Raw genomic sequence first — 25,391 nt, 5'->3', positions numbered from 1 at the left:
CCGTCTCGCAGGTCGCGTTCGATGTGCTGATCCCAGGAAACCCGCCTGGCCACGCACGAGGCAGAGCGCGTTTATAGGGGGACAAGCTCAACCCCTCTACCGCCGTCACTTGCTTCGGCCAGCATGTCCTCCGCCACGACGCGCGAGTCGGGGGACTGCCCGGCGAGGCAGGTGACCGCGCCGGCGGCCCTGGGTGCGGCACCGGCGAAGATCCGCAGCGTCCCACCCCTGGGGCGAGTAGGCCGAGGGCGACGCGGTCTCGTGGTCGGCGGCGTCGGCGCCGATATGCAGCGCGATTGCAGTGAACAGGCCGAGGTCCGGTTCGACGACAGCGGAGAACCGGTACCAGAAAGATTAACGACAGTCCGACGCAAGGACGTTCGGAGAAGATGTATTTGTCCGGTCGTAGAAAGCATGGCGGTTGAGGTGCCGCCCTACACGGACTGCGTCGGCCACACCTGATTCTATTTGACGAAGAATCGTTACCCGTCCTTCTCGCCCCTTCTCGGGCAGACACGAATCGCTGTGGCGGAGGCATATGTGAAGAGAGGAAGGTGTTCCATACTCCTGGCTCTTGCTGCCGGGATTTGCCTGAGGACGGCAGGTCGGCGCCTGATCGCTGCCCGACGATTCGACCACCATCGATCAGTTCCATTGTTGAGCGCTCCCAGGAGGAAGCGCGGTGGTCGAAACGCCCACGATTACTCCACCGCGGCAAGGTCCGTGGATCCGCCGCGCCGTGGGTGGTGTTCCGCGGCGTCATGCAAACCTCGTCCGAAGGGACATCTCGCGGACTGCAGCCAAGGAGAACAGCACAGCACACCCTTGCCAAGAGCCGCGCACGTGTACGGCCCTCACGGGTAACCAAGCGGGACTTCGGCCCGCTCACATCGAGCAGGACCCGAGGGGACTAACACATCGAAGCCGAAAAGCAGCACAGAAAGGATGCATGGAATGAGAAAATTCGCCGCAGCAGTACTCGTTGGTCTCGCGCTGATGACGGTAGGGGCACCTACCGCGAGCGCGAACACAGCCAGGGACCCGCAGGCCCCGCAGGCCTCGCAGGCCTCCACCGGGGCCGCAGCCGTCAGCGGCGTCAGATGGCGGAACTTCGGGACCGGTAAGTGCCTGAACATTCCCGGCGGCTCCACGGCGAACCTCGCCCCGGTAACGCAATTCACCTGCGGAAACTGGGCCGATCACTACTGGCTGCTGGTCGGGGGAAATCTGCCGGCGCCGTGGCTGCGCATGGTGAATCAAAACAGCCAGAAATGCCTGGCCGTGCCGGGTGGTTCCACCACACCCGGCGTTCAGCTCATCCAGTACGACTGCGGAGACTGGGACGATCATTACTGGCGTGTCGTCAACTATCCGCAGGGCATTCAGCTCATCAATCGTAAGAGCGGCCAATGCCTCGCGATCAGGGACGGCAACGTCTCGGACAACGCCGCCGCGATTCAATGGCCCTGTGGCAGTTTCCCGGATCACTTCTGGAATCCCATCTCCTGATTCTGCGGGTCTCTGTACGGCCGGCAGCCCTTGAGCCGAGCCGCGGGCGGAAGGTCGACGGGGACCAGCACGGGGTGGGCCGGGCAACCGGTCCGCCCCCCGGGCGGGGACCAGGTGGTTCTCTTCGGCAGACACGCAGCGACGGGGGCAGAAGGGTGGGAACCCATGCATCATCAGACGGCAATCGGTGGTTCGTTTCGGTGGAGGACCCTGCGGACGGCGCTGCTGTGCGCCGTGGCCGCCACGCTGGCGTACGCGGGAAACGCGCAGGCCGCGGCGCCTGCGGCGCGGTCCGGGCTCGCGGCCCCGTCCCCGGCTCAGCCGGTCGCGTTGATCGCTGGGCAGGGAGTCGGTGACATCAACCAGACGCGTTCCCGGTTCGGTGTGCACGCGACCGATCTGGGCGTCATGTGGCGGGACTCGCGCGGCAGGGTAGCGATCGCCTTCGGCGACACCTACGGGCAGGGGTGGGGTGGCAACGGCGCCGGTCCCGAGACCGCCGACTGGCGCTACAACACCCTGGCCCACTCCACCGACGACAACCTCGCCGACGGCCTGAGCATCGACTCCATGATCAGCGACCATTCCGGGCATGCCGCGCAGATCCTTCCCGGCGACCCTGCGGTGCAGGGGGTGACTGTCATCCCCACCGCAGCCATAAGCGTCGGTTCCCGCGATTACCTCCATTACATGTCTGTCCGCTCATGGGGGACCAACGGGACATGGATCACCAACTACTCGGGCCTGGCCTACTCCGACGACGGCGGGCAGCGCTGGATCAAGGCGCCTGCCGCACGTTGGACCAACCGTGACGGCGGCAGCCACTTCCAGATGGCAGCCGCCACAAAACAGGGCGATTTCGTCTACCTCTTCGGCACAGCCAACGGCAGGTTCGGCGACGCCTACGTCGCTCGCGTCCCCGGCTCGCGGATGCTCGACCTGTCGGCCTACGAATACTGGACCGCCACGGGATGGCAGTCGGGCAGCCTGGACCGGGCGATCCCGGTCATGGCGGGACCCGTCGGAGAGTTGTCGATCCTTTACAACACCACCCTGCGGCGCTGGGTCGCGCTGCACCTGGACGAACGCAGAGCCGCGATCGTCATGCGCACCGCCAACGAGCCGACCGGGCCGTGGACGGGAGGTCAGGTGGTGGCCAATTCCGCCGACCATCCCGGTCTGTACGGCGCGTTCCTGCACCCCGACAGCACCGGCGAGAACCTGTACTTCGCCATGTCACAGTGGGCGCCGTACCACGTCCGGTTGATGCGCCTCCGGCTGGCCGACCTCCCCTCCGACACCAACCTGGTCCAGGACGGCGGCTTCGAAGACCATCCTGCCAGTGCCAGGACACCTCCCTGGACCCTCAACGGCCGCGGCGGCATCGATCGCGGCATCGGCAACGCCCATTCGGGCGCGAACAACGGCTGGGTAGGCAATACCAGCGGCTGGAACGACCTCCACCAGCGAGTCGCCGTACAACCTGGCCGCTGGTATCGCCTCACCGGATGGATGCGCAGTTCCGCTGGCAACGCCGGAGGCTACTTTGGGGTACGGCGACCTCCCAGCCAGGGCGTCATCGCGGAGCAGAAATTCGGGCCGCTTCCCACCTACACCCGGTTGAGCGTGGACATTCCTCCCAGCAACTTGACGGAACTTGAGGTCTTCGCTGGTGGATGGGGGCTGAACGGGCAGGACTTCTGGATTCAAATCGATGACATAAGGCTGGAGGAGGTGTGAATCGCCCCGCTTCGCTCGAAAGTTCTCGCGGGCCAGGTATCGCTTGAGGCAGCGGAGGATACGGCGCGCACCTGCTCTCCCCCGGCGGCCCGGCCGCGCCTGATTGCGTGAGGGTGCCTGACGGTCTTGCGGACCGTCAGGCAGGGAGGGCTCAGGAGCTGGAGGCGATGGTGAGGCCTTGCCAGCCGACGCCGACGACGAGGCCGCCGGTGAAGGGCAGGCCGCCGGGGTTGCTGCCACTGTTGTTGGGGTAGTAGCGCATCTGCCCGTCGGGGTCGACGCCGAGGACGTCGGCGGATCCGTCTCCGCTGACGTCGGCGGCGAGCAGGCTCACGAAGCCGCCCCAGCCTTGTCCGATGTCGACGTTGTAGCCGTAAGGGCGGTCGGGGGAGACGCCGATGTTGTTGGGGAACAGGAACATGTGTCCGTTGGGTTCGATTCCCAGGACGTCGGCGTAGCGGTCGCCGGTGATGTCGCCCAGCAGTACTTTGGTGAAACGGTCCCAGCCTTCGCCGATTTTCTGGCCGCCCATGAAGGGGACGCCGCCGGGGTTGCTGCCGCGGTTGTTCGGGTAATACCAGAGGTCGTTCTCCGCGCTGATGCCCAGGATGTCGGCGGATCCGTCCCCGCTGACGTCGGCTGCCAGGAGTTTTTTGAAGCCTTGCCAGCCGTGACCGATCTCCCGGCCGGTGGTGTACGGTACGCCGCCGGGGTTGATCAGAATGTTGTTGTCGTACTGGAACATTTTGCCTTCAGCGTTCACCGCGATCGCTTCGGCGAATCCGTCGCCGGTTAGATCGGCCGCCAGGACGTGTTTGAAGGCGCTCCAGCCTTCACCGATCAGCCGTCCATCGCTGTAGGGCACCCCGCCCGGGTTGATCAGGATGTTGTTGTTGTACTGCAGCAGTTCTCCATTGGCCCGATAGGCGAGCAGGTCGGCGAATCCGTCGCCGGTCACATCACTCACCGAACGATCACGAGGAGGCCGGGCGGTCCACCAAGACGTCTGCTTCCGGGCGCCGGGCCAGCCGAAACTGAAATGGATGTGATCAGTATGGGGGTTGCTGCCGGTGTAGGCCTCCCAGGAACCTGATTGCCATATCCGTCGGTTCCAGATGATGTACATGATGCCGAATCGCCTGGCCAGGGCGTTGACATTGCCGTGTCTATCGGTCGCCAGCAGCCAGTTCAGCAGATCGTTCGCCGCGGCCGCCTGATCCGGGACGTTGATGTTGAAGTGGTAGTCCAGCGCCCTGCCTTCCTTGTGTTCGCTGGTGCCGCCTTGGTCGCAGGCGCGGCTGATGCCGGCGGTGTGCGTGCCGTACGTCTGGTTCAGCAGGTCGCGGAATTCCACCACGCCGGGCTTGGCGGCAGGGTCGCAGGTGGTCTGGTATTGCGCAGGCGCGTAGCCCTCGATCGCGGGGCCGAAGCCCGGAATCGGTGGTGCGGCCAGGGCCGGTGCGGCTGCGACCAGATGGGTGGCGGCAAAGGATATGAGGCCCAGGAAGATGGCCAATATGCGGGGGATGGCGAATGGTGGTAAGTGTCGATTTTCGCGCATGCGGCAGTTCCTCTCTGTTGTCCGCCATCGGCCTGCTGGTGGAGGCCGTTTCCCAGGGCAGTGGAAGACTCGGCGGTGTGATCAACCGACAGTCGCACGATCGAATGTCGTGTGGCTGTCGCGTACCTGTCGCCTGGCTGTCACGGCACCCGGCCCCCGGTTCGCCGGGACGATCCGGACCGGTCAGATCTCGGAGGGGTCGAGAGTGATGCCTCGGGCGAACTCGGCGGCGAACGCCTGTTCGCCGATGGCGGCCCGGACCTTGGCGGTGGATCAAGGCGGTCATCCCGGAGAAGGCCGACCAGGCGGCCAGCCGCAAGAAGCGCGGCTCCCGCGGCGGCCGGCCGGTCGGTCATGACGCCGAGCTCTACAAGCAGCGCAACTCGGTGGAACGGTGCGTCAATCGGATCGAGGAGTGGCGTGGGCTGGCCTTCCGGTTCGACAAGACGCCCGACAGCTTTCTCGCCGGTCTGCACTTACGCGGAGCCATCCTATGGATCCGAAGCCTCCGACCAGCCTGAAGATCCGAACTCCGCACAGGCTCTAGACCGGCGATCCCGCCAAGCTCTACCACGCCGAGCTGCTCGACCTGCTCAGATCCCTGAGGCTCGACGTGGAGCATGCACGCCACCTGGGGACACCGCGACCATCGACCTGAGCCTTTGGACGATGTGCCGCACAAGGGGCCGATGTTCCGGGATCGGGGGCGCGGGGTTCTTCGTACCGGAACCGATGGTTACGACGCTTGCCGGTGCCGATGCCGGTAGCGCAGGGGCGCCTCGCCCACCTCGCGTTTGAAGGCGGTGCTGAAGGCGCTTTCCGAGGTGTAGCCCAGCTGTGCGGCAAGTGCCCCGATCCGGACGTCGTCGTCGCGCAGCGCCCGCTGGGCCAGCAGCATCCGCCATGAGTTGAGGTAGGCCAGCGGGGGCATACCCGCCACGGAGCGGAAGCGCACGGCGAACGATGTCCGCGACATCGCCGCGGCACGGGCCAGCTCCTTCAGCCCCCAGGACCGCCCTGGTTGGCCATGCATGAGAGTCAGCGCAGGACGCAGCCGGTCGTCGGTCATCGCCCGCAGCCATCCCGGCGGCAGCTCGGCTGCCTCGGCCAGGCTGAGGTAGGCCCGGAGCACCTCGAGGAGCAGCAGCTGGGCGTGCTGGCGTACTGCGAAGGCGGCACCCATCCGCTCGCCCGTCACCTCTTCGACCAGCCGGTCGACGGACGCGCGCAGGGTGTGCGTGGCGGTATGGGAGGCTGGGATGAGCGCCACGGGCGGCAGCGCCTGTGTCAGCAGCGCCGCACCGGCCGGGTTGAGGTCGACGTGACCGCCGAGGAGGACGTCGTCGACGTCGAAGTCTGCGCCGCCGACGCGCACGGCATACTGGCCCGGCTCCGGCGTGAACTCCATGGGTGGACCGTCACCGGCGCCGCCCTCGGCGCGCAGCCATGAGCGGCCGGTCAGGACCGCGACGTCGCCGGCCTCCATGTCGATCGGGGCGTCGAGCCCATCGGTCGACAGCCGGCACCGGCCGCGAACCATCATCGTCAGCTTCAGCGGGCTTTCGATGACGGACTGCGTGACCCAGTGCCCGCGCATCGCGGCCGCGCCGGAGATCTGGCCGCGAACCTCGATGAGGTCGAACATCTCCGACAAATGATCAATGACCATGTCTGAACTTTCACGAAGAAAATATGACCTGTCAAGCATTCTCCGTCCAATTGAACCTCTGCAGACTGGAGCCATGACCAATCCTTGGGAACATCAGCAGCCGCTCGGCTCGGGCTTCACCGCGTTCACCACCACCGATGAAGTCCTCGCCGGCATCGACCTGACGGGCAAGAACGTCATCATCACCGGGGGCCACAGCGGCCTCGGACTGGCGAGCACCGAGGCACTCAGCAAGGCCGGCGCTTCCGTCACCGTAGCGGCCCGCGACACCAACGCCGCGGCCGCCGCAGTGGCGGGTATCGACGGCGTCCAGGTCGAACAGCTGGACCTGCTCACCCCGGAGTCGATCGACGCCTTCGCCGCCGCCTACGTGAGCTCCGGCCGGCCGCTGCACGTCCTGATCAACAACGCGACCGCCGTCAGCCGTGAGCTCGTCGTGGATGCGCGCGGCTACGAAGCCACCTTCGCCGTCGCCTACCTCGGCCACTTCCAGCTGACCCTCGGCCTGCTCCCCGCCCTGCGCGCCGCCCGCGGCGCCCGGGTCGTCAACGTGGCCTCCGGCAGCCACCGCCTCACCGACATCCGCTGGGACGACCTGAACTTCACCGGCGGCTACGACAGCAACCTCGCATACGGCCAGTCCAAGACCGCCCTGATCCTGTTCGCCACCGAACTGGATCGCCGCTGGGCCACCGACGGCATCCGCGGTTACAGCCTGCACCCGGGCATTTCCATAGCCACGTCCCTGCACAAAGAGTCCGGATCGCTCTACGACCTGGCCCAGTTGCGGGCCCTGGGCCTGATCGGCGACGACGACCAGCCGATCATCGACCCCGAGCGCGAAAAGAAGACCCCGCGGCAGGCCGCGGCCACGATCGTGTTCGCGGCGGCCAGTCCTCTGCTCGACGGCATCGGCGGCGTCTACCTGAAGAACTGCGACATCGCCCCGGTCGACGGTCGCCCCCTCACGCCGGAGATGCTCGCCAGCGGCGACATCAGCACCGACCTCGCTCCGTACGCCGTCGACCCCGCCTCGGCCCGCCGCCTCTGGGCTCTTGCGGAACGTCTCTTGGCGGGGTCTGTCCAGTAAACCGCACAGTCCCTCTTGGCCAACCAGGCCGCTGGTCCAGGAACGTCGTGAAGATCTTGATGGGTGAGCCGGCATGAGCCGGCTCACCCTCTTGCCCTGCGGTGATCAGGTTGAGGATGCAGATGCCGCCGGTGCGGGCGAGCCCGAGGTTGATCAGACGGCGGAGGTCGAGAGCGGCGGCGCGGTGGCGGAGCCGGCGGTCGTAGGCGGTGGTGCCGCGGTCGGCGTGTGGGAGGCGGTGGCGTGGTCGAGTGTGCCGGCCCAGCCGGCAAGGAGGCGGAGTTTGTCGTCGGAATCAGTTGCGGGCTGGGCGCCGTAGGCGACCAGGGTGAGGCCGTCGGTGGCCAGGTCCAGGGATTCGTAGGTGAGGTGGAGCTCACCGACCACGGGATGGCGGACCGATTTGCGGCCGAGGTGGTGCTGGCGGACGTCGTGGCGGGCCCAGCGGACGCGGAAGTCGTCGCTGCGGGTGGACAACTCGCCGATGAGGTCGGTGAGGTCTTTGTCGTAGGGGTCGCGGCCGGCCTGGGCGTGCAGGAGGGCGACGGTGACATCGGCGGCACTGTCCCAGTTGCCCCAGAACTCGTGGGAGCGGGGGTCGAAGAAGGTGAACCGGGCGTGATTGGGGATGGCGCCGCGGGCCGCGTCGAACATGGGTGCCAACAGGGCACGGCCGAGAGCGTTGGTGGCCAGGACGTCGCAGAGGCCGTTCTTGACGAATGCCGGGGCGCCCGTCATGGAGTCCAGGAGCCGCTGGACCGAGGGCCGCACCTGGCTGGGGGCGGGGCGGCGCCGCCGCCGCGGACGAGGGCCCGCGGCACGGGCAAGATCCTCCAGGTGGATGCGTTCTTCGTCGTTGAGCTGCAGCGCGCTGGCCAGGGCGCCCAGGACGTGGTCGGACGCCCCTGACAGGTCGCCGCGTTCCAGGCGGGAGTAGTACTCCACGCTCACTCCGGCCAGCTGGGCGACTTCGGTACGGCGCAGTCCGGGCACCCGGCGGGTGCCGTAGGAGGACAACCCGGCCTGTTGCGGGCTGATCTTGGCGCGCCGGGAGGTCAGGAACTCACTGATCTGGCTGCGGGTGTCCACCCTCCCAAGCTACGCCGCCTGCCACCTTGCAGGGATGCCCTGCCAGTACACCCTTCACCAGTGCCTTGCTCCCTATCCGATCAGCACTTGTACTCGCAGTGGCCGCTCGGAGGCTGGTCGGTCCCAACCTGCAGGTAGGCCACTGGAGCAGGACGAGTTGCTGAGCGAAGAGAAGTGAGGAATTCATGTCCGACAAGCTCCCTGGCGAAGACCGCCGGGATGGGCACGCACCGCCCGGGGTGTCCCGGCGGGGTTTCCTGTCGACGACCGCTGCCGCTGGTGTGGCAGCCGGCGTCCTTCCGTCCGCGCTCACCGCGGAGCAGGCCGGCGCGTCGATCAAACAGATCGTGGCGTCCGGCGGCCACAGCAGTGCGCTGTCGGTGACCGTGAACGGGCGACGCCACCAGGTGACGATCGACAACCGGACGTCGCTGCTGGATCTGCTGCGCGAGCGGCTCGCCTTACCCGGCACCAAGAAGGGCTGCGATCAGGGCGCGTGCGGTGCGTGCACGGTGCTGGTGGACGGCCGCCGCGTCAACGCGTGCCTGACGCTGGCGGTGCGGTGCCGGGACGCCGAGGTCACCACGATCGAGGGCCTGGCCTCCGATGACGGTGAGCTGCACGCGTTGCAGCGGACCTTCGTCGAGCAGGACGCCTTCCAGTGCGGCTACTGCACCCCGGGACAGATCATGTCCGGCGTGGCGTGCATCCGCGAGGGCCACACCGGCTCCCGGGAGGAGATCCGCGAGTGGATGAGCGGCAACCTCTGCCGCTGCGGCTGCTACGTCAAGATCGTCAACGCGATCGCGCAGACGGCGCGCGCGGGCAGGAGCTGACATGTACCCGTTCGCCTACACCAAGCCCGCCGACACCCGTGCCGCGATCACGGCCGGAGCGCGCGGCGGACGTTACATCGCCGGCGGCACGACGCTGGTCGACCTGATGCGCGAGACGGTGGAACGTCCTGACACGCTGGTCGACATCGGTGGCCTGCCGCTGCGGGAGGTGCGGGCCACCGCGTCCGGCGGTCTGCGGATCGGCGCGCTGGCGCTCATGTCCGACGTCGCCGCGCACCCGCGCGTGCGCAGCGCCTACCCGGTGGTGGCGCAGGCGCTGGAGCTGAGCGCGTCGCCACAGCTGCGGAACATGGCCACCATCGGCGGCAACCTCCTGCAGCGCACCCGCTGCGCCTACTTCCGTGACGTCACTGCCGCCTGCAACAAGCGGCAACCCGGGTCCGGGTGCGCCGCCCTGGAGGGTTACAACCGCTCGCACGCGATTCTGGGAACGTCGGACGCGTGTGTGGCGGCCCACCCATCCGATCTGGCCGTGGCATTGGTGGCGCTGGACGCCGGCGTGCACCTGCAGGGCCCTGACGGGGAGCGCGGCCTCGCCATGACCGAGCTCCTGCTGCGGCCCGGTGACACGCCCGACCGCGAGCACGACCTGCGGCCCGGCGAGCTGATCACCGCCGTGGAGATCCCGCCGCACCCGCGCCCCCTGCTCTCGGGCTACCTGAAGGTCCGTGACCGGCAGTCGTACGAGTTCGCGCTCACCTCCGCTGCGGTCCTGCTGCATCTCACCGGCGGTGTCATCCGGGACGCCCGGATCGCCGCCGGCGGGGTGGGCACGGTGCCGTGGCGGCTGGGCGCGGTGGAGCGGCTGCTGGTAGGCGCCCGCCCCTCCGAGCAGTTATGGGCGCGGGCCGCGGCGGTCGCGGCGGACGGCGCACGCCCGCTGCGCCACAACGCCTTCAAGGCGGAACTCCTCAAACGCACCATCGAACGTCAGCTACGCACGGTGGGAGGAACGCGATGACCCGGCCCGCGGCGGGCGCGCCACTGTCCCGGGTGGACGGGTGGCTGAAGGTGACCGGCCAGGCCGCCTACGCCGCCGAGCATGACGCCCACGGCGCCGTACGCGACGTCGTCCACGGCGTGATCGTCCCCAGCACCACAGGAAGGGGACGGATCAACGGGATCGACACCCGGGCCGCCGGCGCCCTGCCCGGCGTGCTCACCGTGATCAGCCATCTGAACGCGCCGAAACTGCCCTACCAGCCCTTCCGCGGCATGCCCGATCCTGCCCGGGGAGGGGGTGAGCGCCTGCGGGTCTTCCAGGACGACCGGGTCAGGTTCTTCGGCCAGCCCGTCGCCGTCGTGGTGGCCGAAACCCTGGAGGCCGCCCGGCACGCGGCGGCGCTGGTGCGGATCGGCTACGACGGCGAGCCGCCCGCGACCGATCTGGCCTCCCCGGCGGGCCCGCCCAACAAGCCGGAGAACTACCAGCGGGGCGACGTCGAAGCGGCGCTGCGGCAGGCACACACCCGGCTGACGCAGACCTACCGGCTCCCGCGCGAGCAGCACCATCCGATGGAGACACACGCCACCATCGCCCACTGGAACGGCGACCGGCTCACGCTGTGGGACAAGACCCAGAACGTCCTCAACACCCGGGCCGACCTCGCCGCCGTGTTCGGCATCCCGCCCGAGTCGATCCGGGTCATCTCACCGTTCGTCGGCGGCGCGTTCGGCAGTGCGCTGCGAGCCTGGCCACACGTCACCATTGCCGCGCTGGCCGCCCGCCAGGTGCGCCGCCCGGTGAAGGTCGTCCTGACCCGCGAGCAGATGTTCACCGGGACGGGACACCGCCCCGTCACCGACTACACGCTCACCCTCGCCGCCGGGCAGGACGGCCGGCTCACCGCCGCCGTGCACGACATCAGCGCCGCGACCTCCACCTACGAGGACTACCGGGAGTCCCTGACCGTTCAGGGCCAGATGTTGTACGCCACGTCCAACGTCCGCCAGACCTACCGGTCGATCCCCCTGGACATCAGCACCCCCACCTACATGCGCGGCCCCGGGGCAGCCACCGCCGCGTTCGCCATCGAGTGCGCCATGGACGAACTCGCCCACGAGGTCGGCATCGACCCGATCGACCTGCGCCTGCGCAACGAGCCCGGCCAGGATCCGAGCACCGGGGCGCCGTTCTCCACCCGGCGGCTGCGCGAGTGCCTGCGCATCGGCTCCCGCACGGTCGGCTGGGACGACCGCGATCCCGAGCCACGCTCGGCCCGCGACGGCAACTGGCTGCTCGGCACCGGCGTCGCGGTAGCCTCCTACCACACCCTGCGCGCCCCGGCTCAGGCCCTGGCCCGGCTCGACGCCGACGGTAACGCGATCGTCCAGTGCGCGACCTCCGACATGGGACCCGGCACCTACACCTCCATGACTCAGGTCGCCGCCGACGCGCTCGGCCTCCCCATGGCCGGCGTGCGGTTCCAACTCGGCGACTCGACCATGCCGCAGTCCCCGCCCCACGGCGGCTCCCTGACCATGGCCAGCGTCGGCTCCGCCGTCCAGGACACCTGTGACAAGCTCCGCCTGCAGGCCATCCGGCTCGCCGTCGAGGACCCTGGCTCACCTCTGCACGGAGCTTCGGCCAACGACGTCGCCGTCGAGAACGGCCGCCTGCACCTGCGCGACGATCCCGAACGCGGCGAGACCTACCAGCAACTGCTGGCCCGCGCCGACCTCTCCCACCTGGAGACGCCCGGCGGGTACACCCCCGGGGACGAGGTGGAACGGTTCTCCACGCACGCCTACGGCGCGGTGTTCGCCCAGGTCGCCGTCGACGAAAGCCTCGGCCTGGTACGTATCCGGCGAGTGCTCGGCGTGTACGACGCGGGCCGCATCATCAACCCCAAACTCGCCGAAAGCCAGGCAATCGGCGGCATGGTCGGCGGCATCGGCATGGCCCTGCTGGAGCACGCCGTCACCGACCCGCGCAACGGCCGCATCGTCAACGCGAACCTGGCCGACTACCTCGTCCCCGTCAACGCCGACGTCCCCGACGTCAACGCCATCTACCTGCGCGGCGACGACCGCACCGCCGACCCCATCGGCGTCAAGGGCCTGGGTGAGGTGGTGATCGTCGGTGTGGCGCCCGCGATCGCCAACGCCGTCTTCCACGCCACCGGCCGCCGGATCCGCTCCCTTCCCATCACCATCGAAGCCCTCCTGTGATGGCGGGGCCGTCGATCTGACCGGCGCCCGCCGGCGAGCCGCACCCACCTCGGCCGACCCCGCGTTTGCTGCCGGCGCCCCGAGCGGGCCGCTCACGCCGGGGTGGGCCGGCGGCGTCCGTACGGTTCGTTGCGCACCCGGTGCCGGTAGTGCAGCGGGGACTCGCCGATCTCGCGCTTGAAGGCGTTGCTGAAGGCCGCCTCGGAGGTGTACCCCAGGTCGGCGGCGAGGGCGCCGATGCGCGTGTCGTTCTGCCTCAGGGCGCGCTGCGCCAGGAGCATGCGGTAGCGACTGAGGTAGGTGAGCGGAGGCATGCCCGCCGCAGCGCGGAAGTGGCGGGCGAAGGTTGATCGGGACATCGCGGCGGAGCGCGCCAGCTCCTCCAGGCCCCACGGCGCGGCGGGCTCGTTGTGCATGAGGGCCACGGCCGGGCGCAGTCGCTCGTCGGTCAGCACCCGCAGCCAGCCCGGCGGGGCTTCCACCTGGTCGAGGTAGGCGCGCAGGACCGCGAGGAAGAGGAGCTGACCGTACTGCCGGATGGCGAAGGCGGAGCCGGTGCGGCGGCCCGCGACCTCGTCGAAGACCTGGTCGAGGAGGGTGCGCAGTGGGGCCGACGCTGAGGCCCTGACGACTCCCACCGGCGGCAGCGTCTGCAGCAACAGCTCCTGACCTGCCGGGTTGATGCCCACGGCGATGCCGAGCACGACATCGTCGGTGGTGGGATCCGCCTCGCTGAGACCGGTGAAATTCTCCTCGGGGCTGATCCGGTGGCGTGGACCGTCCCCCTGCGGGCCGCCCTCGTATTCGAGCCATGTGCGGTTGTTGAGGATGGCGACATCACCAGCGGAGAGCCCGACCGGCTCGTCGAGGCCGTTGGTCAGCAGCCGGCCGTGGCCGGACACCATGGCGATGAGCTTCATCGCGTCGTAGCACGGCGAGCGTGCCACCCACGGGCCACGGGCCGCGAATCCGCCGGACACCGCGCCGTAGACCTCCACGAGGTCAAGCACCTCGGACAACTGGTCTGCCACATTTGGCACTCTCGCACAAGAAATCAGGACTCACAAGCATTCAAAGTGCCATCCATGCTTGGCAGGCTGAATGACACCGGGACGGTCGTCGTCGCGGCGACGACCGAAGGAAGGGCAAGACAATGGCACCTCGGACCGCGGGCCAGGCCCGTACGATCATCCTCACCGGTGGTACCAGCGGCATAGGATTCGCCGCGGCCACCGCGATCCTCCGGGACGAGCACGGGCCCTGGCACCTGGTGCTGCCCGTCCGTGACGCCGCCCAAGGACGGGAGACTGTGGAGTCGTTGGCCTCCGCCGCAGCGAGCGGCAACACGGTCGAGGCGATGACGATGGACCTGTCCTCACTGGAGTCCGTCCGGACCTTCGCCGCGGAGCTGACCAGCCGCGTGACCTCGGAAACGATCCCGCCGGTGCACGCGCTGGTGTGCAACGCAGGCGTGCAGATGGGCACGAACCTCACCCACACGGCCGATGGCTTCGAGTCCACCTTCGCCATCAACCACCTGGGCCACTTCGTGCTGGTCAACGCGCTGCTGCCCGTGCTGAGCGCCCCGGCGCGCGTGCTCGTGACCTCCAGCGACACCCACGACCCGGCGCTCAAGCTGGGCCCCGCCCCGGCCTGGAGCAGCGCGGATGCCCTGGCGCGGGGCGAGCTCGCAGCATCGGCGAAGCCGGACAACGCGTTCGTCGCCGGGCAGCGGCGTTACAGCACCTCCAAGCTCGCGAACCTCTACTTCACCTACGCTCTGGCCCGTCGTCTGCCCGAGGGTGTCACGGCCAACGCCTTCAACCCCGGCATGGTGCTCGGAACCGCCCTGGGCCGCTCACTGCCCGCCCCGGTGCGGTTCATCGCCAGGCATGTCCTTCCACGCCTGACCTGGCTGCTGCGCCGGGTGATGTCCCCCGACATCAACTCGGCCACCGAGTCCGGGGGCGCGCTGGCCTGGCTGGCAACCGCGCCGGAACTCGCAGGCACCACGGGCGCGTACTTCGACGGCCGCACTCAGGCCCGCTCGTCGGAGGAGTCCTACGACACCGTGCGCGCCGAGCACCTCTGGTCCGGCAGCCAGAGGCTGACCGGCACGCGTGTCTGACCGAGCTGTCCCTTCGATCCCAAGTGACGCTCCATGATCACCACCAAGGAGACGAGACCATGCAAGATATTGCCGCGCCGACCCTTTCAACGGCCGAGCGCGACCGCCGTTGGGATCTCACCCGGGCGTTCATGGCCCGTGAGGGCCTGGACGCTCTGCTCGTTTTCGGCGAGCACGAGGACGCAGGGCCTGCCCAGGTCGCCTACGACACGTGGTTCACCAACGAGCGCCCCGGAACGACCGTCGTCTTCCCTCGCGACGGCGAGCCGATCGTGCACCTGCCGGGAGGGATGTTCATCCTGGACCATCTGGAGTCCAGCCGGCGTGGTGACGAATCCTGGATCCCGCCGCGGAACCTGCGTGCCTCACGCACCTCCACGGGGATCACGGACACGCTCGCCGAGCTGGGCCTGAGCAGGGGGAACGTCGGCGTCGTAGGGCTCGGAGCGCATCTGCCGTGGCATCCTGAAGGCGTCCTGCCCCACACGCTGTGGAGCCGGGTGCTGGAGAAGCTCCCTGACGTCGAATTCCGGGAGATGGACGTCGCCGTCGCCCTGATGACGATGCGGCTCGGCGACGAAGAGATTCCCCTCGTGCGGCGCTCCGCGGAGATCGGAGACGCCATGGTGCAAGCCATGGTCGATACCGCGGGCCCAGGGGTGTCCGAGGCGGAGGTCTACGCCGCGGGCATGGCCGAAGGCTTCCGGCGCGGGACGCTCCCCGCGGCCATGCACCTTTGGTCAGGCCGCGACCCCGTCGCCTCGGGGATACCCGCATGGTGCTACCGCGCGCAGGCACCGCGCGCGCTGGCCGACGGGGACGTCATCTATGCCGAGGTGTTCTCCCAATTCGGCGGGCGCCACACGCAGCACCAGGTCACGATCGCGATCGGCGACGTGCACGAAGACTTCTGGCGCGCGGGCGACGTCGCGCAGCAGTCCTACCACGCCGGCCTGGCGACGCTCCGGCCAGGGCGGACCTTCGGCGACGTCGTGGAAGCGATGCACGCACCGCTCGACGCGCACGACGGGCAGATGTACCTCATCGCCGCCCACTCGATCAACGCTCTCCTCGCGGCCGGCAAGAACCGCGCAGACATCAGCCTGCTCCCAGGTGCCGAGGCGTACCCGCCTGTGCACGCTCACCCCACCTTCATGGCCGACCTGGTGCTGGAGCCCGGGATGTGTTTCGTCCTGGAGCCGCAGTACGCCTTCGGTCGTCACCTTGCCCACGTCGGCGGCACCGTGATCGTGACGGAGGACGAGCCCATCGCGCTCAGCCCGCTGACCAGAGAGGTGCTCCGCGCCCACCCGCCGCGAGGGCGAGGGCATTGAGCCGCTGCCTGATGAGCTCTCGACGGTCCTGACCAGTCAGAAGATACAGTCGAAGATCGATAAGCTCGCGGCGACCGGCCTGGAGGAGCGACATCTCCTCCTCCACGTGCGTCCATCAGCCTTCAGTTTCCCCATCTACGACGGGTTGTCCTTCGGCGGACAGCTTCCCAGTAGACCCGCGTGCCTGCCTGGCAGCCTGAACCAAGTATGGCTCGTCGGAAGGTGCGACGGAGTCGCGGACGCACACGGGCATCGGCACCCGGTGCACCTCGCCTGCCCGCTCATCCCCACCGCGGTCACGCTCGATCTCGGCGAACAGGACGTCCACGGCCTTGCGGCCGAGGTCGTAGTGCGGCAGCGCCACGGTGGTCAGCTTGGGCCGCATCCATGAGGCGATCGGGTGGTCGTCGAAGGAGACGATGGAGACGTCCGCGGGCACCTTGAGTCCGAAGTCGTCGAGTGCCTGGTAGGCGCCCATGGCGATGCGGTCGTTGAAGCAGATCAGCGCACGGGGCTGGGCGGTCCTGAGGAGGTCACGTGTCGCTGTGAGGCCGTGTTCCGGCTGCCAGTCGGGGCAGGTCCGGGCTCCCGCCACCTCGACGCCGGCCTCGCCGAGGGCCTCGCGGATGCCGATGAGCCGTTCCACCGCCGCGACGCTCTCCCGGGGCACGTCCCGCAGGCCGGGCCCGGCGCCGATCAGGTAGATGCCGTCGCGGTGGCCGGCCTCGAGCAGGACGCGGGCCGCGCTGCGGCCGGCCTCGACCTCGTCCGGCAGGACGGCGGGCAGCGGCGTGGGCTGCTTGGGCAGCGCGTTGAGCAGGACGGCGGGCACGGCCGTGACGGCCTTGGGCACCTTGATGGTCCTGGTGAACATGGAGGCCAGGATGAGCCCGTCGACCTGCCGGTCCTGCATGGCCTGCAGCAGGAGGCGTTCGAGCTCGGCGTCGCCCTCGGTCTCGCCGATGAACAGCATGAAGCCGCGGTCGCGGGCCGCTTCGAGCGCCCCCTTGATCATGTCGCCGGCGAGCCGCGAGGTGGCGACGGTGTCGGAGACGAAGCCGATCGTCCGGCTGGTGCCCGTGCGCAGGCCCACGGAGACGATGTTCGGCCGGTACTGCAACTCCTCGGCGGCTCGCAGCACGCGCTGCTCGACGTCCTGAGAGATCCGCAGCTCACGGCCACGGCCCGACAGCACGAGCGAGGCGGTCGTGCGGGAGACACCGGCGGCCTTGGCCACATCGGCCAGCGTGACCCGTCGTGGGCTCACCCAGGACCTCCGATCCGTCAAGAGTGGGTTACGGGGGGTTGACATCGTACGACGCGGGTGGTGAGACTATCGGGCGCTAACCCGATTTAGCAACGAATTCGGGACATCGGCCCGGGGGCGGGGATGTCCCCCGCAGCAGAGGAGAATCACATGGCTCGTCGCGTCCGCCCCGGCAGGGCCGGGGCCGCGCTCATCATCGCCATGGGGACGCTGGCCGCCGCCTGCGCGGCTCCCGGCAGCAACAGCCCGCAGCCGCAGGCCACCGGAGCCTCGCCCGTGTCCGCCCCGCCCACGTGCGGCACCGCGCCGATCACCATGAACGGCTACTTCGAGACCGGCTTCCCGCTGCCCAAGGCGCTGACCACGGAGTTCACCAAGCAGCATCCGAACGTCACCTGGAACGTCCGAGAGGACCAGTTCGCCGTGATCACCCAGAACGCCCCGCGCGTGCTGGCCGACAACCCGCCCGACCTGATGCGCCTGCCCCAGGTTTCCGAGCTGGTCAAGGACAACCTGCTGAAGAACCTGGACGGCTACGCGACCGCCTTCGGCTGGGACAAGTGGCCGGCCTCGCAGCTCGAACAACTGCGCCTGGGCCAGGGCGGCCGGCCACGGGGCGAGGGCTCGCTCTACGCCCTGGGGCTCAACATGAGCATGACCGGCCTGTTCTACAACAAGAAGCTCGCCTCCCAGATCGGCATCTCGGCTCCGCCGGCCACGCTGGCGGAGCTCGACACGGCCCTGGCCAAGGCCAAGGAAGCGGGCGTCACGCCCATCGTGCAGTTCAACGGCGGCGCCACCGGCGGGCTGGCGTTCCCGCTGCAGAACCTCATGGCCTCCTACGGCCCGGCCGCCCCCATCAACGACTGGATCTTCCAGAAGCCCGGCGCCACCATCGACACCCCAGCGAACCTGCAAGCCGCCCAGCACCTGGAGAAGTGGATCAAGTCCGGGTACTTCCAGAAGGACGTCAACGCGGTCGACTACGCCACCATGATGAGCCGCTTCATCGACGGCCAGGGCCTGTTCATGTTCAACGGCGACTGGGAGTCGGGCAACCTCGACAAGCAGATGGCCGGCAACGTCGGCTTCGCCCTGATGCCTCCGGCACAGCAGGGCGGCAAGCACGCCACCATGTCAGCCCCGCTCACCTTCGGCATCGCCGCGACCGCCAAGAACGCCGACTGCGCCGCCTTCTTCCTCAACTGGGTGGCCACCGACAAGCGAGCCCGCGAGATCGGCGTCGAGATCGGCGGATCCCGCCCGCTGGGACCGGCGGACGCCTACATGCCGGCCGTGGGCTCGGACAAGGTCACCGCCGCCACCCTGGCCGCCGGGGCGGACATCGCCAAGGACAACGGCGCTATGGACTTCATCGCCAACGCCACCGGCGCCATCTACGCCAAGAGCTGGACGCCGAACCTGCAGAAGCTGGTGGCCGGGAAGCAGACGCCGCAGGACCTGCTCAAGACGGTCCAGACGGACTACGCCGCCCAGCTGGAAGGGAACTGATCACGTTGATGGCCCGGTCCGCGCACCGGCGGCCGGCCGCGACCAAGCTGCGAGGTACGCGAGGCCTGGTCGGCTGGCTGTTCGTCGCCCCGGCGTTCGCCTTCTACGCGGTGTTCGTGCTGCGCCCGATCACTCTGACGTTCCAGTACTCGCTGTACGAGTGGGACGGCATCGGCCCGTCCACCTGGGTGGGCGCGGCCAACTACGGCAGGGTCTTCACCGATCCCGACCTGTTCGACTCGCTGGTCAACGCCTTCCAACTGATCGTGTTCTTCAGCGCGGTCCCGGTCGTGCTAGGGCTGGCCATCGCCGCGACCATCCGCCGCATCGCGGCCAGCCGGCTCGCCCTCGTCGCCCGCACCGTGCTCTTCCTGCCGCAGGTCATTCCCCTGGTAGCGGCCGGCATCGCGTGGAGCTGGCTGCTGGCCTCCACCGGAGTGGTCAACCAGTTGCTGGAGCTCATCGGCCTCGGCGGGGTGACGCGGGCGTGGCTGGGCGACTTCGCCACCGCGTTGCCTGCGGTCGGGATGATCGGCGCGTGGGTGCTGCTCGGCCTGTGCACGCTGCTGCTCCTGGCCGGGATCAGCAAGATCGACCCTGCGCTGTACGAGGCCGCCCGCCTCGACGGCGCCGGCCCGTGGCGGGAGTTCGTGTCGATCACGGTGCCCAGCCTCCGGCAGGAGATCGCGGTCTGCGTCACCGTGACCGTGATCGCCGCCCTGGCCAGCTTCGACATCGTCTACATCGCCACCCAGGGCGGCCCAGGCAATACCACCATGGTGCCCGGCCTGCAGATCTACTACCTGGCCTTCTCCGACCGCGAGGTCGGCACGGCCTCGGCCCTGGCCATGGTGCTCATGATCCTTGTGATCGCCTGCGCCCTGCCCATCCAGTGGTTCGCTAAGGACAACCATCGATGATCACCCCCTGGCGGGAGGCCTGGACCGGCAGGCTGCTGCTCGTCCTCATGATGGCGATCACGCTCCTGCCGTTCCTCAGCCTGTTCGTCACCGCCCTGCACCCCTCCGGCAGCTATCCGGCCGGGCTTGCCTGGCCGGATGACCCGCAGTGGAGCAACTTCCCGCGCGCCTTCGAAGCCGCGCACATGGGCGAGCTGCTCAAGTCGAGCGTCCTCATCGTGCTGGGCGTGGTGCCGATCTCGATCCTGCTCGGCACGATGGCCGGCTTCGCCATCGGACACCTGCGCGTGATCGGCGGCCGGGTGCTCTTCCTGCTGTTCGTGCTCGGCCTGACCCTGCCCTTCGAGGGCGTCATCACCCCGCTGTACTACCAGATCCGCGACCTGGGACTGCTCAACACCCGCTGGGCGATCATCCTGCCGCTCATCGGCCTGTTCATGCCGTTCTCCGTCTTCTGGATGCGCGCCCACTTCGTCAACATGCCCGGCGAGCTGTCCGAGAGCGCCCGCATGGACGGCGCCAACGTGTGGCAGCTCTTCCGGCGCATCCACGTGCCCCTGGCCATGCCGGCGATCTCGTCCCTGGGGATCCTGCTGTTCCTGTGGACGTGGAACCAGTTCCTGCTGGCCATCGTCCTGGTGGACGACCCTGCCAAACGCACCATGTCCGGCGCGCTGGGCGCCTTCCAGGGGCAGTGGGGCACCGACATCCCGCTGCTGTGCGCCGGATCGCTGCTCATCCTGGCCCCCACGCTGCTGGTCTTCCTCATCTTCCAGCGCCACTTCGTCAAGGCCCTCCTCCAGGGCTCGCTGAAGGGCTGACGGCGATGACCGCGACACCGGCGTACTGGACCCGCCGGCACCTCGACCTGCTCGCCGAGACCCCCGCGACCACCGCGCCCGTCTTCGGCCCACCGGCCCTGCCCCGGATCCTGCCCGGCCACGACCTGTGGGACCTGTGGCCGATCCAGGACGAGGACGGCGCCAACGGCACGGACCTGTGGATGGCCCTGTCCGCCCCGGCCCTCGGCCATCCCGAGAAGCGCCACGACCAGGCCCGCATCCGCCTGCTCGGCAGGCGATGGGCGCGACGCCAAGAAGCGCCAGGACGAGTCTGCGATGTTTCCATGACCGTAGCCTTCTCTGCGCCATGTCATCGCCACAGTGCCTACGGGTCAACAGAGCCAGTTCTTGATCGGTTGTAGTGACCGGCAGGAAGCCGCAGCATGGGCTTCCTACCGGGGGATGACCATCCGCCGCGGTCACGGTTGAATGTCACGCGTTTCTACGCTGTCGCAACCTCGACATAGTCGATATTGGGCAGGCCGCCCGACGTCGTGGGGGTGAACTGGATGGTGTTGCCGCCTGCGTTCAGCGTGACGGTCCATGTGCTGGTGGCCCAGGTGGTCCACGCGCCGGTGCCGTCGAACGACAGTGTTTGCACTGTCGATCCGTTGACGATCAATGACGTTGGCCGGGCGGTCGTGGTGCCGTTGGCGAACCGGACCCGCAGCGTCGCTGTCCCGGACTGGCTCACGTTGATCGTGAACTGGGCGTACGCGCCGGCGGCGTTGTTGCCGTTGCAGAAGCCGGCGCCGGAGTAGCCGGCGTGGTTGGAGTCGATGGTGCCGGTGCACACCGCCGGGGAGTTCTCCGCCTCGTAGCGGGTGGCCGAGCCGCTGCCGCCCGGGTCGAGCGGGCAGGTGCTGCGGTAGGCCGTGATGCCGGTCCAGTCCATCAACGGGCACAGGAACTGGCTGTAACGGGTGTCCTGGTCGACGAAGATCTTCAGCCAGGGGATGACCTTCCGCATCATGACCGAGTTGGACGAGGTCGGGAAGCCGTGACCGGCGCCGGTGAGTTCGAGGTACGCCTTCTCCGTGGAGGCCGGGATGCCGTTGTAGAGGGTGGTGATGCCGGCCGGCGTGGTGGTCGTGTCGTTCTGTCCGGCCAGCAGCATGGTGGGGACCCGCAGGTTCGTCAGGTTCTGTGACGGGCTGAACGGCGCGAGCCCCACCGCCGCCTTGAGCGAAGGGCGCTGCAGGGCTGCGTACATGGCGCCGCCGCCGCCCATCGAGTGGCCCATCACCGCCAGACGGCCGGCGTCCACCCTGTCGCGTACGGAACTGCGCTGGGTCAGATAGTCCAGCGCTGCCAGCAGTTGCGTCCCACGGGCGGTGTCCCAATCGTTGCGGTTATTGGTGTCGATGCCGATGACGACGAATCCGAAGGAGGCCAGCCAGTGCCCCATCCAGGCGCCTTCGGCGGCCCACGTCGCGGTGTAACCGGGCACGATCGCGACCGCGCCGAACGTGCCCTGGCTGGTGTCGGTCGGGTAGTAGATGACGCCGCCGCCGAAGCCGTTGCCGGCCGGCACGCTGACGTTCGCGGTGGCGAAGGTGCCGCGGGAGGCCGCGACACTGGCCGAGGTGGGGTCCGGTCCCCGCTGGTACGGGCTGTCCGCGGCGTGTGCCGGGCCAGGTAAGGCCAGGGCCGAGGCGATGCAGAGGCCGGCCGTGACCACGGACGTTCGCAACTTCCACCTCCGGCCTCGCGAACGGGGCCTGGCTCGGCCGGTTCCCGCCTCCTCTGGCCCGGGCGGCGGCTTTCGGTCAACAGGCATCGTCAGTTGCCTCCTCTTCTCGGTTTTCTGCAGCAATTCGCGCGGTCACCGGGCTCCTGGCTTCACGGCAAGTGCCTGCGGGGCGCCCGAGGGGGTGCGTGCGGGCGCTCGCCATGAGGCCGGAGATGCGGGTCAGCTGGCTGTGATGGTCAGGTTGTTGGTGACGAAGTCCTTGCCGCCGGCCGATGAGGTGATCTCGTAGCCGAATTGCACGTTGCCGATCGTCACGTCGCCGAACCAGCCGCGGTTGCGGATCCAGGTGCAGATGGCTTTGATATCGACCGTGCCGGAAGCGGTGTTGGTGGTGCGGATGAAGGAGTAGACGGCGTTGTGGCCGTTCGAGCCGCGGTAGATGTTCCAGGTGTGGCCGCCGACGGTGGCCGTGGTCTGGAAGCCGCCGAGCGGTCCCACCGGGCCGTACTTGTTCATCCAGAGCATGATCTCGTGCTGGTTGTCGCTGGACCACACGTCGTACGCGCTGGTGAAGGCGACTCCGCTCGTGGGCACGGTGACGTCGAATCTGCTGCTCAACGTGCCGAGGGCGCTGATCCGCTTGCCGGACCAGCGGGTGGAGTTGGGGTAGGACTTGATCCCGCCGGTGTTCGGGTGATCGGCCCACACACCCCAGTTGGTGGCGGAGTTCGCCCAGACGCACTGCGCACCGGCGCCCGAGCCCCAGATGTTGTTGTAAAGCGTGTACCCTCCGTTGGACCAGGTGCCCCATTGGTCGCAGGACGACCAGACGGCGGCTTGCGCCGGAGCGGATGCGAGACCGGACAGGGTGATCGTCAGCCCCGCCGCGAGGGCGGCCATGCTTCGACGGGTCATGCGGGTCATGGTCTTCCTTTCCAAGCGGTGGAATTGGTGGTGATGTCTCCACGCTCGCCCGTGCCAGAGCGGAATCGGCGGTCGTGAGTCACGGGAGCCAGCGGATGTTGGGGTTGAGCTGGCCGGTCCAGTTGAAGACGGCCATGTTGTCCCACTCGTTACCGGAGTTGTTGATGTCGGCCGGGTTCCAGCCGTTGCCGGGCACCGCGTACCAGGCCGGTTCCCAGTAGAAGACCCCGACGGCGCCCGCGTTGCGAGCCGTGCTCTGCACCGCCGCGAATTCGGCGGCCTGCCCCTGCCAGGTGAGGTCGTAACCGGAACACCCTGATGTGACCACGTTGGGCGTCGAGTCGGCGTTGGCGGAGGTGAACGGATAGGCCGTTTCGGCGATGACGACCGGCTTGGCATAGCGGGACCGCATGTCGGAGATCACGCTGGACAGGTTGGACAGCGTGCCGTGCCACATGCAGTAGTACGACAGAGCGGTGATGTCCCACGGCACGCCCTTGGCCCGGATCCCGTCGTAGAACCAGCGGGCGGAGGACATGCTCTCCGCCAACGCTGTGTGGATGATGACCTGGGTGCCGGGGTTGCACGCCTTGGTCGCGTTGTAGCCGGCCTTGAGCAGCAGGCTCAGGTTCGTGAAGTCGTTGTTGACCACCTGGCCGTCGGGCCACATCATGCCGGTGTTGATCTCGTTGCCGATCTGCACGCTGTCCGGGGTGGTGCCCTGGGCCTTGAGGCTGGTGCACACGTCGTACGTGTAGTTGTAGACGTCGGTCTGCAGTTGGCTGATGCCGTGTCCGGCCCAGGCGGCGGGCTTGTACTGCTTGCCGGGGTCGGCCCAGGTGTCGGAGTAGTGGAAGTCGACCATCAGCTTCAGGCCCTTGGCCTTCACCGTGCGTGCGTACTGCAGGACCTTGTCCTTGTTGTTGTAGCCGCTGCGCGGGTTGTTCCAGATCCGCAGCCGGACGTAGTTCACGCCGGCACTCTTGAGGATGTCCAGCGGGTCGCCGGGGGTGCCGTTGGGGTAGTAGTACTGGGCACCCAGGTCAGCGGCTCGCTGGAGCGTGGACACGTCCGCGCCCTGCATGATCGAGCTGCCCCCGCCGCCGTCCGTCGTGACGTCGAGGTAGTCGATGTTCCCCAGCCCGCCGGCGGTGGTCGCGGCGAGCCGTACGGTGTTGGTCCCGGCGTTCAGTTGCACGGGCAGGGTCTTGCTCGCCCAGGCGGTCCAGGCGCCGGTTCCCTCGAAACCGAAAGCGGCCTGCACCGTCGCGCCGTTGACGCTGATGTCCGCCGATCGGTTCGCGGTGGTGCCGTTGGCGTACCGGAGCGTCAGGGTGGTGGCGCCCGCGACCGAAGTGTTCACCGTGAACTGGACGGCGCTGCCCACGGTGTTGGTCGAGTCACAGAAGCCGCTACCGGAGAAGCCGGCATGGTTGGATGCCATGGCGCCATCGCAGACGGCGGGTGCGGACTCCGCCTCGTACCGGGTTGTCGCGGCGTGCGCGCCGGCCGCGAATATGACGGGAGCTCCGGACAGAGCTGTCGTCACCGCCGTCACTATGGAGATCTTCGCTAACCATTTCATCGAGGCTCCTCAGGGGGGCCGTACTCAGGGTGGAAGGGGCAGCGAGCACCCGAGGCCGAGCAGCGCGGCCGCCACGCGGCCACATGTTGGGCAGGCGCGGGACTCGTGCAGCCCGGGGGAGCGCAGCTGAGCGCGGGCCGCGCGAGAGTACACGCGTGCCGTGGGCCGGCAGGGCGGCCAGGTAGCGCCGACCGCCCTGCCGGGGGCGTTCAGCGGACGTAGATGTCGGGTTGCGGTGGGGTGTTCATGCCGTCGCCGAGGAAGAAGCTCGGGTGTGGTGGCTGGTTGTAGGCGGTGTTCTGCCAGGCGATGGCGACGCGGTACTGGGCGTCGTGCATCAGGGTGTAGATGCGCCGGTCGGTCTGGATCGGAGTGGCGTAGATGCGCAGTGCGGCGTTGTCGTCGCGGGGCAGGATGATCTCCTCGCGCCAGTCGCCGAACAGGTCGCCGGACAGGGACGGGGTGGCCTTGGTGCCGTTGACCGAGTGCGCTCCGGAGGC

At 68.5% G+C, this 25,391-nt stretch carries 20 protein-coding genes and 2 pseudogenes; 13 read left to right on the top strand and 9 right to left on the bottom strand.

The window, feature by feature from the left end:
* Window positions 1-954: 954 nt before the first annotated feature.
* Both AB0I79_RS60965 and AB0I79_RS60960 read left to right on the top strand, forming a co-directional pair.
* Window positions 955-1,509, top strand: a complete 555-nt coding sequence (locus tag AB0I79_RS60965; protein WP_357895127.1) for an RICIN domain-containing protein — start codon at window positions 955-957, stop codon at window positions 1,507-1,509.
* 165 nt (window positions 1,510-1,674) lie between these two features.
* Complete coding sequence (locus AB0I79_RS60960) at window positions 1,675-3,249, top strand: DUF4185 domain-containing protein (protein WP_357895124.1); 1,575 nt, start codon at window positions 1,675-1,677, stop codon at window positions 3,247-3,249.
* 151 nt (window positions 3,250-3,400) lie between these two features.
* Here the strand turns inward: AB0I79_RS60960 and AB0I79_RS60955 are convergent, their stop codons facing one another.
* Window positions 3,401-4,810 carry a tachylectin-related carbohydrate-binding protein gene (locus AB0I79_RS60955; protein WP_357895121.1) on the bottom strand — a complete coding sequence of 470 codons (1,410 nt, stop codon included), beginning with the start codon at window positions 4,808-4,810 and terminating at the stop codon, window positions 3,401-3,403.
* 272 nt (window positions 4,811-5,082) lie between these two features.
* Between AB0I79_RS60955 and AB0I79_RS60950 the strand changes: the two are divergent.
* Window positions 5,083-5,331, top strand: a pseudogene (locus AB0I79_RS60950) (IS5/IS1182 family transposase); the annotation flags it as partial.
* 215 nt (window positions 5,332-5,546) lie between these two features.
* On the opposite strand, the gene AB0I79_RS60945 reads toward AB0I79_RS60950, so the two are convergent.
* Window positions 5,547-6,479 carry an AraC family transcriptional regulator gene (locus AB0I79_RS60945; RefSeq protein ID WP_357895118.1) on the bottom strand — a complete coding sequence of 311 codons (933 nt, stop codon included), beginning with the start codon at window positions 6,477-6,479 and terminating at the stop codon, window positions 5,547-5,549.
* On the opposite strand from AB0I79_RS60945, the gene AB0I79_RS60940 reads away from it, so the two are divergent.
* Window positions 6,472-7,569 carry an SDR family NAD(P)-dependent oxidoreductase gene (locus AB0I79_RS60940; protein WP_357895115.1) on the top strand — a complete coding sequence of 366 codons (1,098 nt, stop codon included), beginning with the start codon at window positions 6,472-6,474 and terminating at the stop codon, window positions 7,567-7,569. The genes AB0I79_RS60945 and AB0I79_RS60940 overlap by 8 nt on opposite strands.
* 153 nt (window positions 7,570-7,722) lie before the next feature.
* Here AB0I79_RS60940 and AB0I79_RS60935 read toward each other — a convergent pair whose 3' ends face one another.
* Complete coding sequence (locus AB0I79_RS60935) at window positions 7,723-8,658, bottom strand: helix-turn-helix transcriptional regulator (protein ID WP_357895112.1); 936 nt, start codon at window positions 8,656-8,658, stop codon at window positions 7,723-7,725.
* 185 nt (window positions 8,659-8,843) lie between these two features.
* Between AB0I79_RS60935 and AB0I79_RS60930 the strand changes: the two genes are divergently transcribed.
* The 3 genes from AB0I79_RS60930 to AB0I79_RS60920 are packed head-to-tail and all read left to right on the top strand — an operon-like array spanning window position 8,844 to window position 12,686.
* Complete coding sequence (locus tag AB0I79_RS60930) at window positions 8,844-9,494, top strand: (2Fe-2S)-binding protein (protein WP_357895109.1); 651 nt, start codon at window positions 8,844-8,846, stop codon at window positions 9,492-9,494.
* Between the two features lies 1 nt (window position 9,495).
* Window positions 9,496-10,476, top strand: coding sequence for a xanthine dehydrogenase family protein subunit M (locus tag AB0I79_RS60925; protein ID WP_357895106.1), 981 nt, complete (start codon window positions 9,496-9,498; stop codon window positions 10,474-10,476).
* Window positions 10,473-12,686, top strand: a complete 2,214-nt coding sequence (locus AB0I79_RS60920) for a xanthine dehydrogenase family protein molybdopterin-binding subunit (protein WP_357895103.1) — start codon at window positions 10,473-10,475, stop codon at window positions 12,684-12,686. The genes AB0I79_RS60925 and AB0I79_RS60920 overlap by 4 nt, the downstream gene beginning before the upstream one ends.
* 92 nt (window positions 12,687-12,778) lie before the next feature.
* Here the strand turns inward: AB0I79_RS60920 and AB0I79_RS60915 are convergent, their stop codons facing one another.
* On the bottom strand, window positions 12,779-13,717 hold the full coding sequence (locus tag AB0I79_RS60915) for an AraC family transcriptional regulator (RefSeq protein ID WP_357895100.1): 939 nt from the start codon (window positions 13,715-13,717) through the stop codon (window positions 12,779-12,781).
* A gap of 122 nt (window positions 13,718-13,839) precedes the next feature.
* Between AB0I79_RS60915 and AB0I79_RS60910 the strand changes: the two genes are divergently transcribed.
* Complete coding sequence (locus AB0I79_RS60910) at window positions 13,840-14,814, top strand: SDR family NAD(P)-dependent oxidoreductase (protein WP_357895097.1); 975 nt, start codon at window positions 13,840-13,842, stop codon at window positions 14,812-14,814.
* A 59-nt stretch (window positions 14,815-14,873) separates the two neighbouring features.
* Complete coding sequence (locus tag AB0I79_RS60905) at window positions 14,874-16,148, top strand: M24 family metallopeptidase (protein ID WP_357895094.1); 1,275 nt, start codon at window positions 14,874-14,876, stop codon at window positions 16,146-16,148.
* Window positions 16,149-16,263: 115 nt separating this feature from the next.
* On the opposite strand, the gene AB0I79_RS60900 is transcribed toward AB0I79_RS60905, so the two are convergent.
* On the bottom strand, window positions 16,264-17,415 hold the full coding sequence (locus AB0I79_RS60900) for a LacI family DNA-binding transcriptional regulator (RefSeq protein WP_357895091.1): 1,152 nt from the start codon (window positions 17,413-17,415) through the stop codon (window positions 16,264-16,266).
* 150 nt (window positions 17,416-17,565) lie between these two features.
* Here AB0I79_RS60900 and AB0I79_RS60895 point away from each other — a divergent pair, with 150 nt between their 5' ends.
* Genes AB0I79_RS60895 through AB0I79_RS60880 form a run of 4 tightly spaced genes read left to right on the top strand, consistent with a single transcriptional unit; the run spans window position 17,566 to window position 21,051 of the window.
* Window positions 17,566-18,927, top strand: a complete 1,362-nt coding sequence (locus AB0I79_RS60895; protein ID WP_357895089.1) for a hypothetical protein — start codon at window positions 17,566-17,568, stop codon at window positions 18,925-18,927.
* 8 nt (window positions 18,928-18,935) lie between these two features.
* The gene (locus AB0I79_RS60890) at window positions 18,936-19,847 is read left to right on the top strand and encodes a sugar ABC transporter permease (RefSeq protein ID WP_357895086.1); all 912 of its coding nucleotides are present in this window, start codon (window positions 18,936-18,938) and stop codon (window positions 19,845-19,847) included.
* Entirely contained in the window at window positions 19,844-20,668 is an 825-nt protein-coding gene (locus AB0I79_RS60885; protein ID WP_357895083.1) for a carbohydrate ABC transporter permease, read from the top strand. Before AB0I79_RS60890 ends, AB0I79_RS60885 begins: the two co-directional genes overlap by 4 nt.
* 5 nt (window positions 20,669-20,673) lie before the next feature.
* A complete protein-coding gene (locus tag AB0I79_RS60880; RefSeq protein WP_357895080.1) occupies window positions 20,674-21,051 on the top strand; it encodes a hypothetical protein in 378 nt (125 codons plus the stop codon).
* A gap of 80 nt (window positions 21,052-21,131) precedes the next feature.
* Here AB0I79_RS60880 and AB0I79_RS60875 read toward each other — a convergent pair whose 3' ends face one another.
* The 4 genes and pseudogenes from AB0I79_RS60875 to AB0I79_RS60860 all read right to left on the bottom strand — a co-directional run.
* Window positions 21,132-22,382 carry a CBM35 domain-containing protein gene (locus AB0I79_RS60875; protein WP_357895077.1) on the bottom strand — a complete coding sequence of 417 codons (1,251 nt, stop codon included), beginning with the start codon at window positions 22,380-22,382 and terminating at the stop codon, window positions 21,132-21,134.
* A gap of 219 nt (window positions 22,383-22,601) precedes the next feature.
* Window positions 22,602-23,297: a hypothetical protein gene (locus AB0I79_RS60870; RefSeq protein ID WP_357895074.1), complete on the bottom strand. Its 696-nt coding sequence runs from the start codon at window positions 23,295-23,297 to the stop codon at window positions 22,602-22,604.
* 88 nt (window positions 23,298-23,385) lie between these two features.
* Window positions 23,386-24,891, bottom strand: coding sequence for a glycosyl hydrolase 53 family protein (locus AB0I79_RS60865; protein WP_357895071.1), 1,506 nt, complete (start codon window positions 24,889-24,891; stop codon window positions 23,386-23,388).
* 209 nt (window positions 24,892-25,100) lie between these two features.
* Window positions 25,101-25,391: pseudogene (locus AB0I79_RS60860) on the bottom strand (rhamnogalacturonan lyase); the annotation flags it as partial.

Origin of the sequence: Nonomuraea sp. NPDC050202 (assembly GCF_040656115.1) — a bacterium.
Lineage (GTDB): Bacteria > Actinomycetota > Actinomycetes > Streptosporangiales > Streptosporangiaceae > Nonomuraea.
This window is presented reverse-complemented; position numbering and strand designations above follow the sequence as displayed.

What these genes read in the sequence shown, in the direction of transcription:
- AB0I79_RS60945 (WP_357895118.1), bottom strand. Translation starts at nt 6,479, where the DNA reads ATGGTCATTGATCATTTGTCGGAGATGTTCGACCTCATCGAGGTTCGC.
- AB0I79_RS60920 (WP_357895103.1), top strand. Translation starts at nt 10,473, where the DNA reads ATGACCCGGCCCGCGGCGGGCGCGCCACTGTCCCGGGTGGACGGGTGG.
- AB0I79_RS60930 (WP_357895109.1), top strand. Translation starts at nt 8,844, where the DNA reads ATGTCCGACAAGCTCCCTGGCGAAGACCGCCGGGATGGGCACGCACCG.
- AB0I79_RS60955 (WP_357895121.1), bottom strand. Translation starts at nt 4,810, where the DNA reads ATGCGCGAAAATCGACACTTACCACCATTCGCCATCCCCCGCATATTG.
- AB0I79_RS60965 (WP_357895127.1), top strand. Translation starts at nt 955, where the DNA reads ATGAGAAAATTCGCCGCAGCAGTACTCGTTGGTCTCGCGCTGATGACG.
- AB0I79_RS60890 (WP_357895086.1), top strand. Translation starts at nt 18,936, where the DNA reads ATGGCCCGGTCCGCGCACCGGCGGCCGGCCGCGACCAAGCTGCGAGGT.
- AB0I79_RS60940 (WP_357895115.1), top strand. Translation starts at nt 6,472, where the DNA reads ATGACCATGTCTGAACTTTCACGAAGAAAATATGACCTGTCAAGCATT.
- AB0I79_RS60895 (WP_357895089.1), top strand. Translation starts at nt 17,566, where the DNA reads ATGGCTCGTCGCGTCCGCCCCGGCAGGGCCGGGGCCGCGCTCATCATC.
- AB0I79_RS60880 (WP_357895080.1), top strand. Translation starts at nt 20,674, where the DNA reads ATGACCGCGACACCGGCGTACTGGACCCGCCGGCACCTCGACCTGCTC.
- AB0I79_RS60925 (WP_357895106.1), top strand. Translation starts at nt 9,496, where the DNA reads ATGTACCCGTTCGCCTACACCAAGCCCGCCGACACCCGTGCCGCGATC.
- AB0I79_RS60885 (WP_357895083.1), top strand. Translation starts at nt 19,844, where the DNA reads ATGATCACCCCCTGGCGGGAGGCCTGGACCGGCAGGCTGCTGCTCGTC.
- AB0I79_RS60865 (WP_357895071.1), bottom strand. Translation starts at nt 24,891, where the DNA reads ATGAAATGGTTAGCGAAGATCTCCATAGTGACGGCGGTGACGACAGCT.
- AB0I79_RS60910 (WP_357895097.1), top strand. Translation starts at nt 13,840, where the DNA reads ATGGCACCTCGGACCGCGGGCCAGGCCCGTACGATCATCCTCACCGGT.
- AB0I79_RS60870 (WP_357895074.1), bottom strand. Translation starts at nt 23,297, where the DNA reads ATGACCCGTCGAAGCATGGCCGCCCTCGCGGCGGGGCTGACGATCACC.
- AB0I79_RS60960 (WP_357895124.1), top strand. Translation starts at nt 1,675, where the DNA reads ATGCATCATCAGACGGCAATCGGTGGTTCGTTTCGGTGGAGGACCCTG.
- AB0I79_RS60905 (WP_357895094.1), top strand. Translation starts at nt 14,874, where the DNA reads ATGCAAGATATTGCCGCGCCGACCCTTTCAACGGCCGAGCGCGACCGC.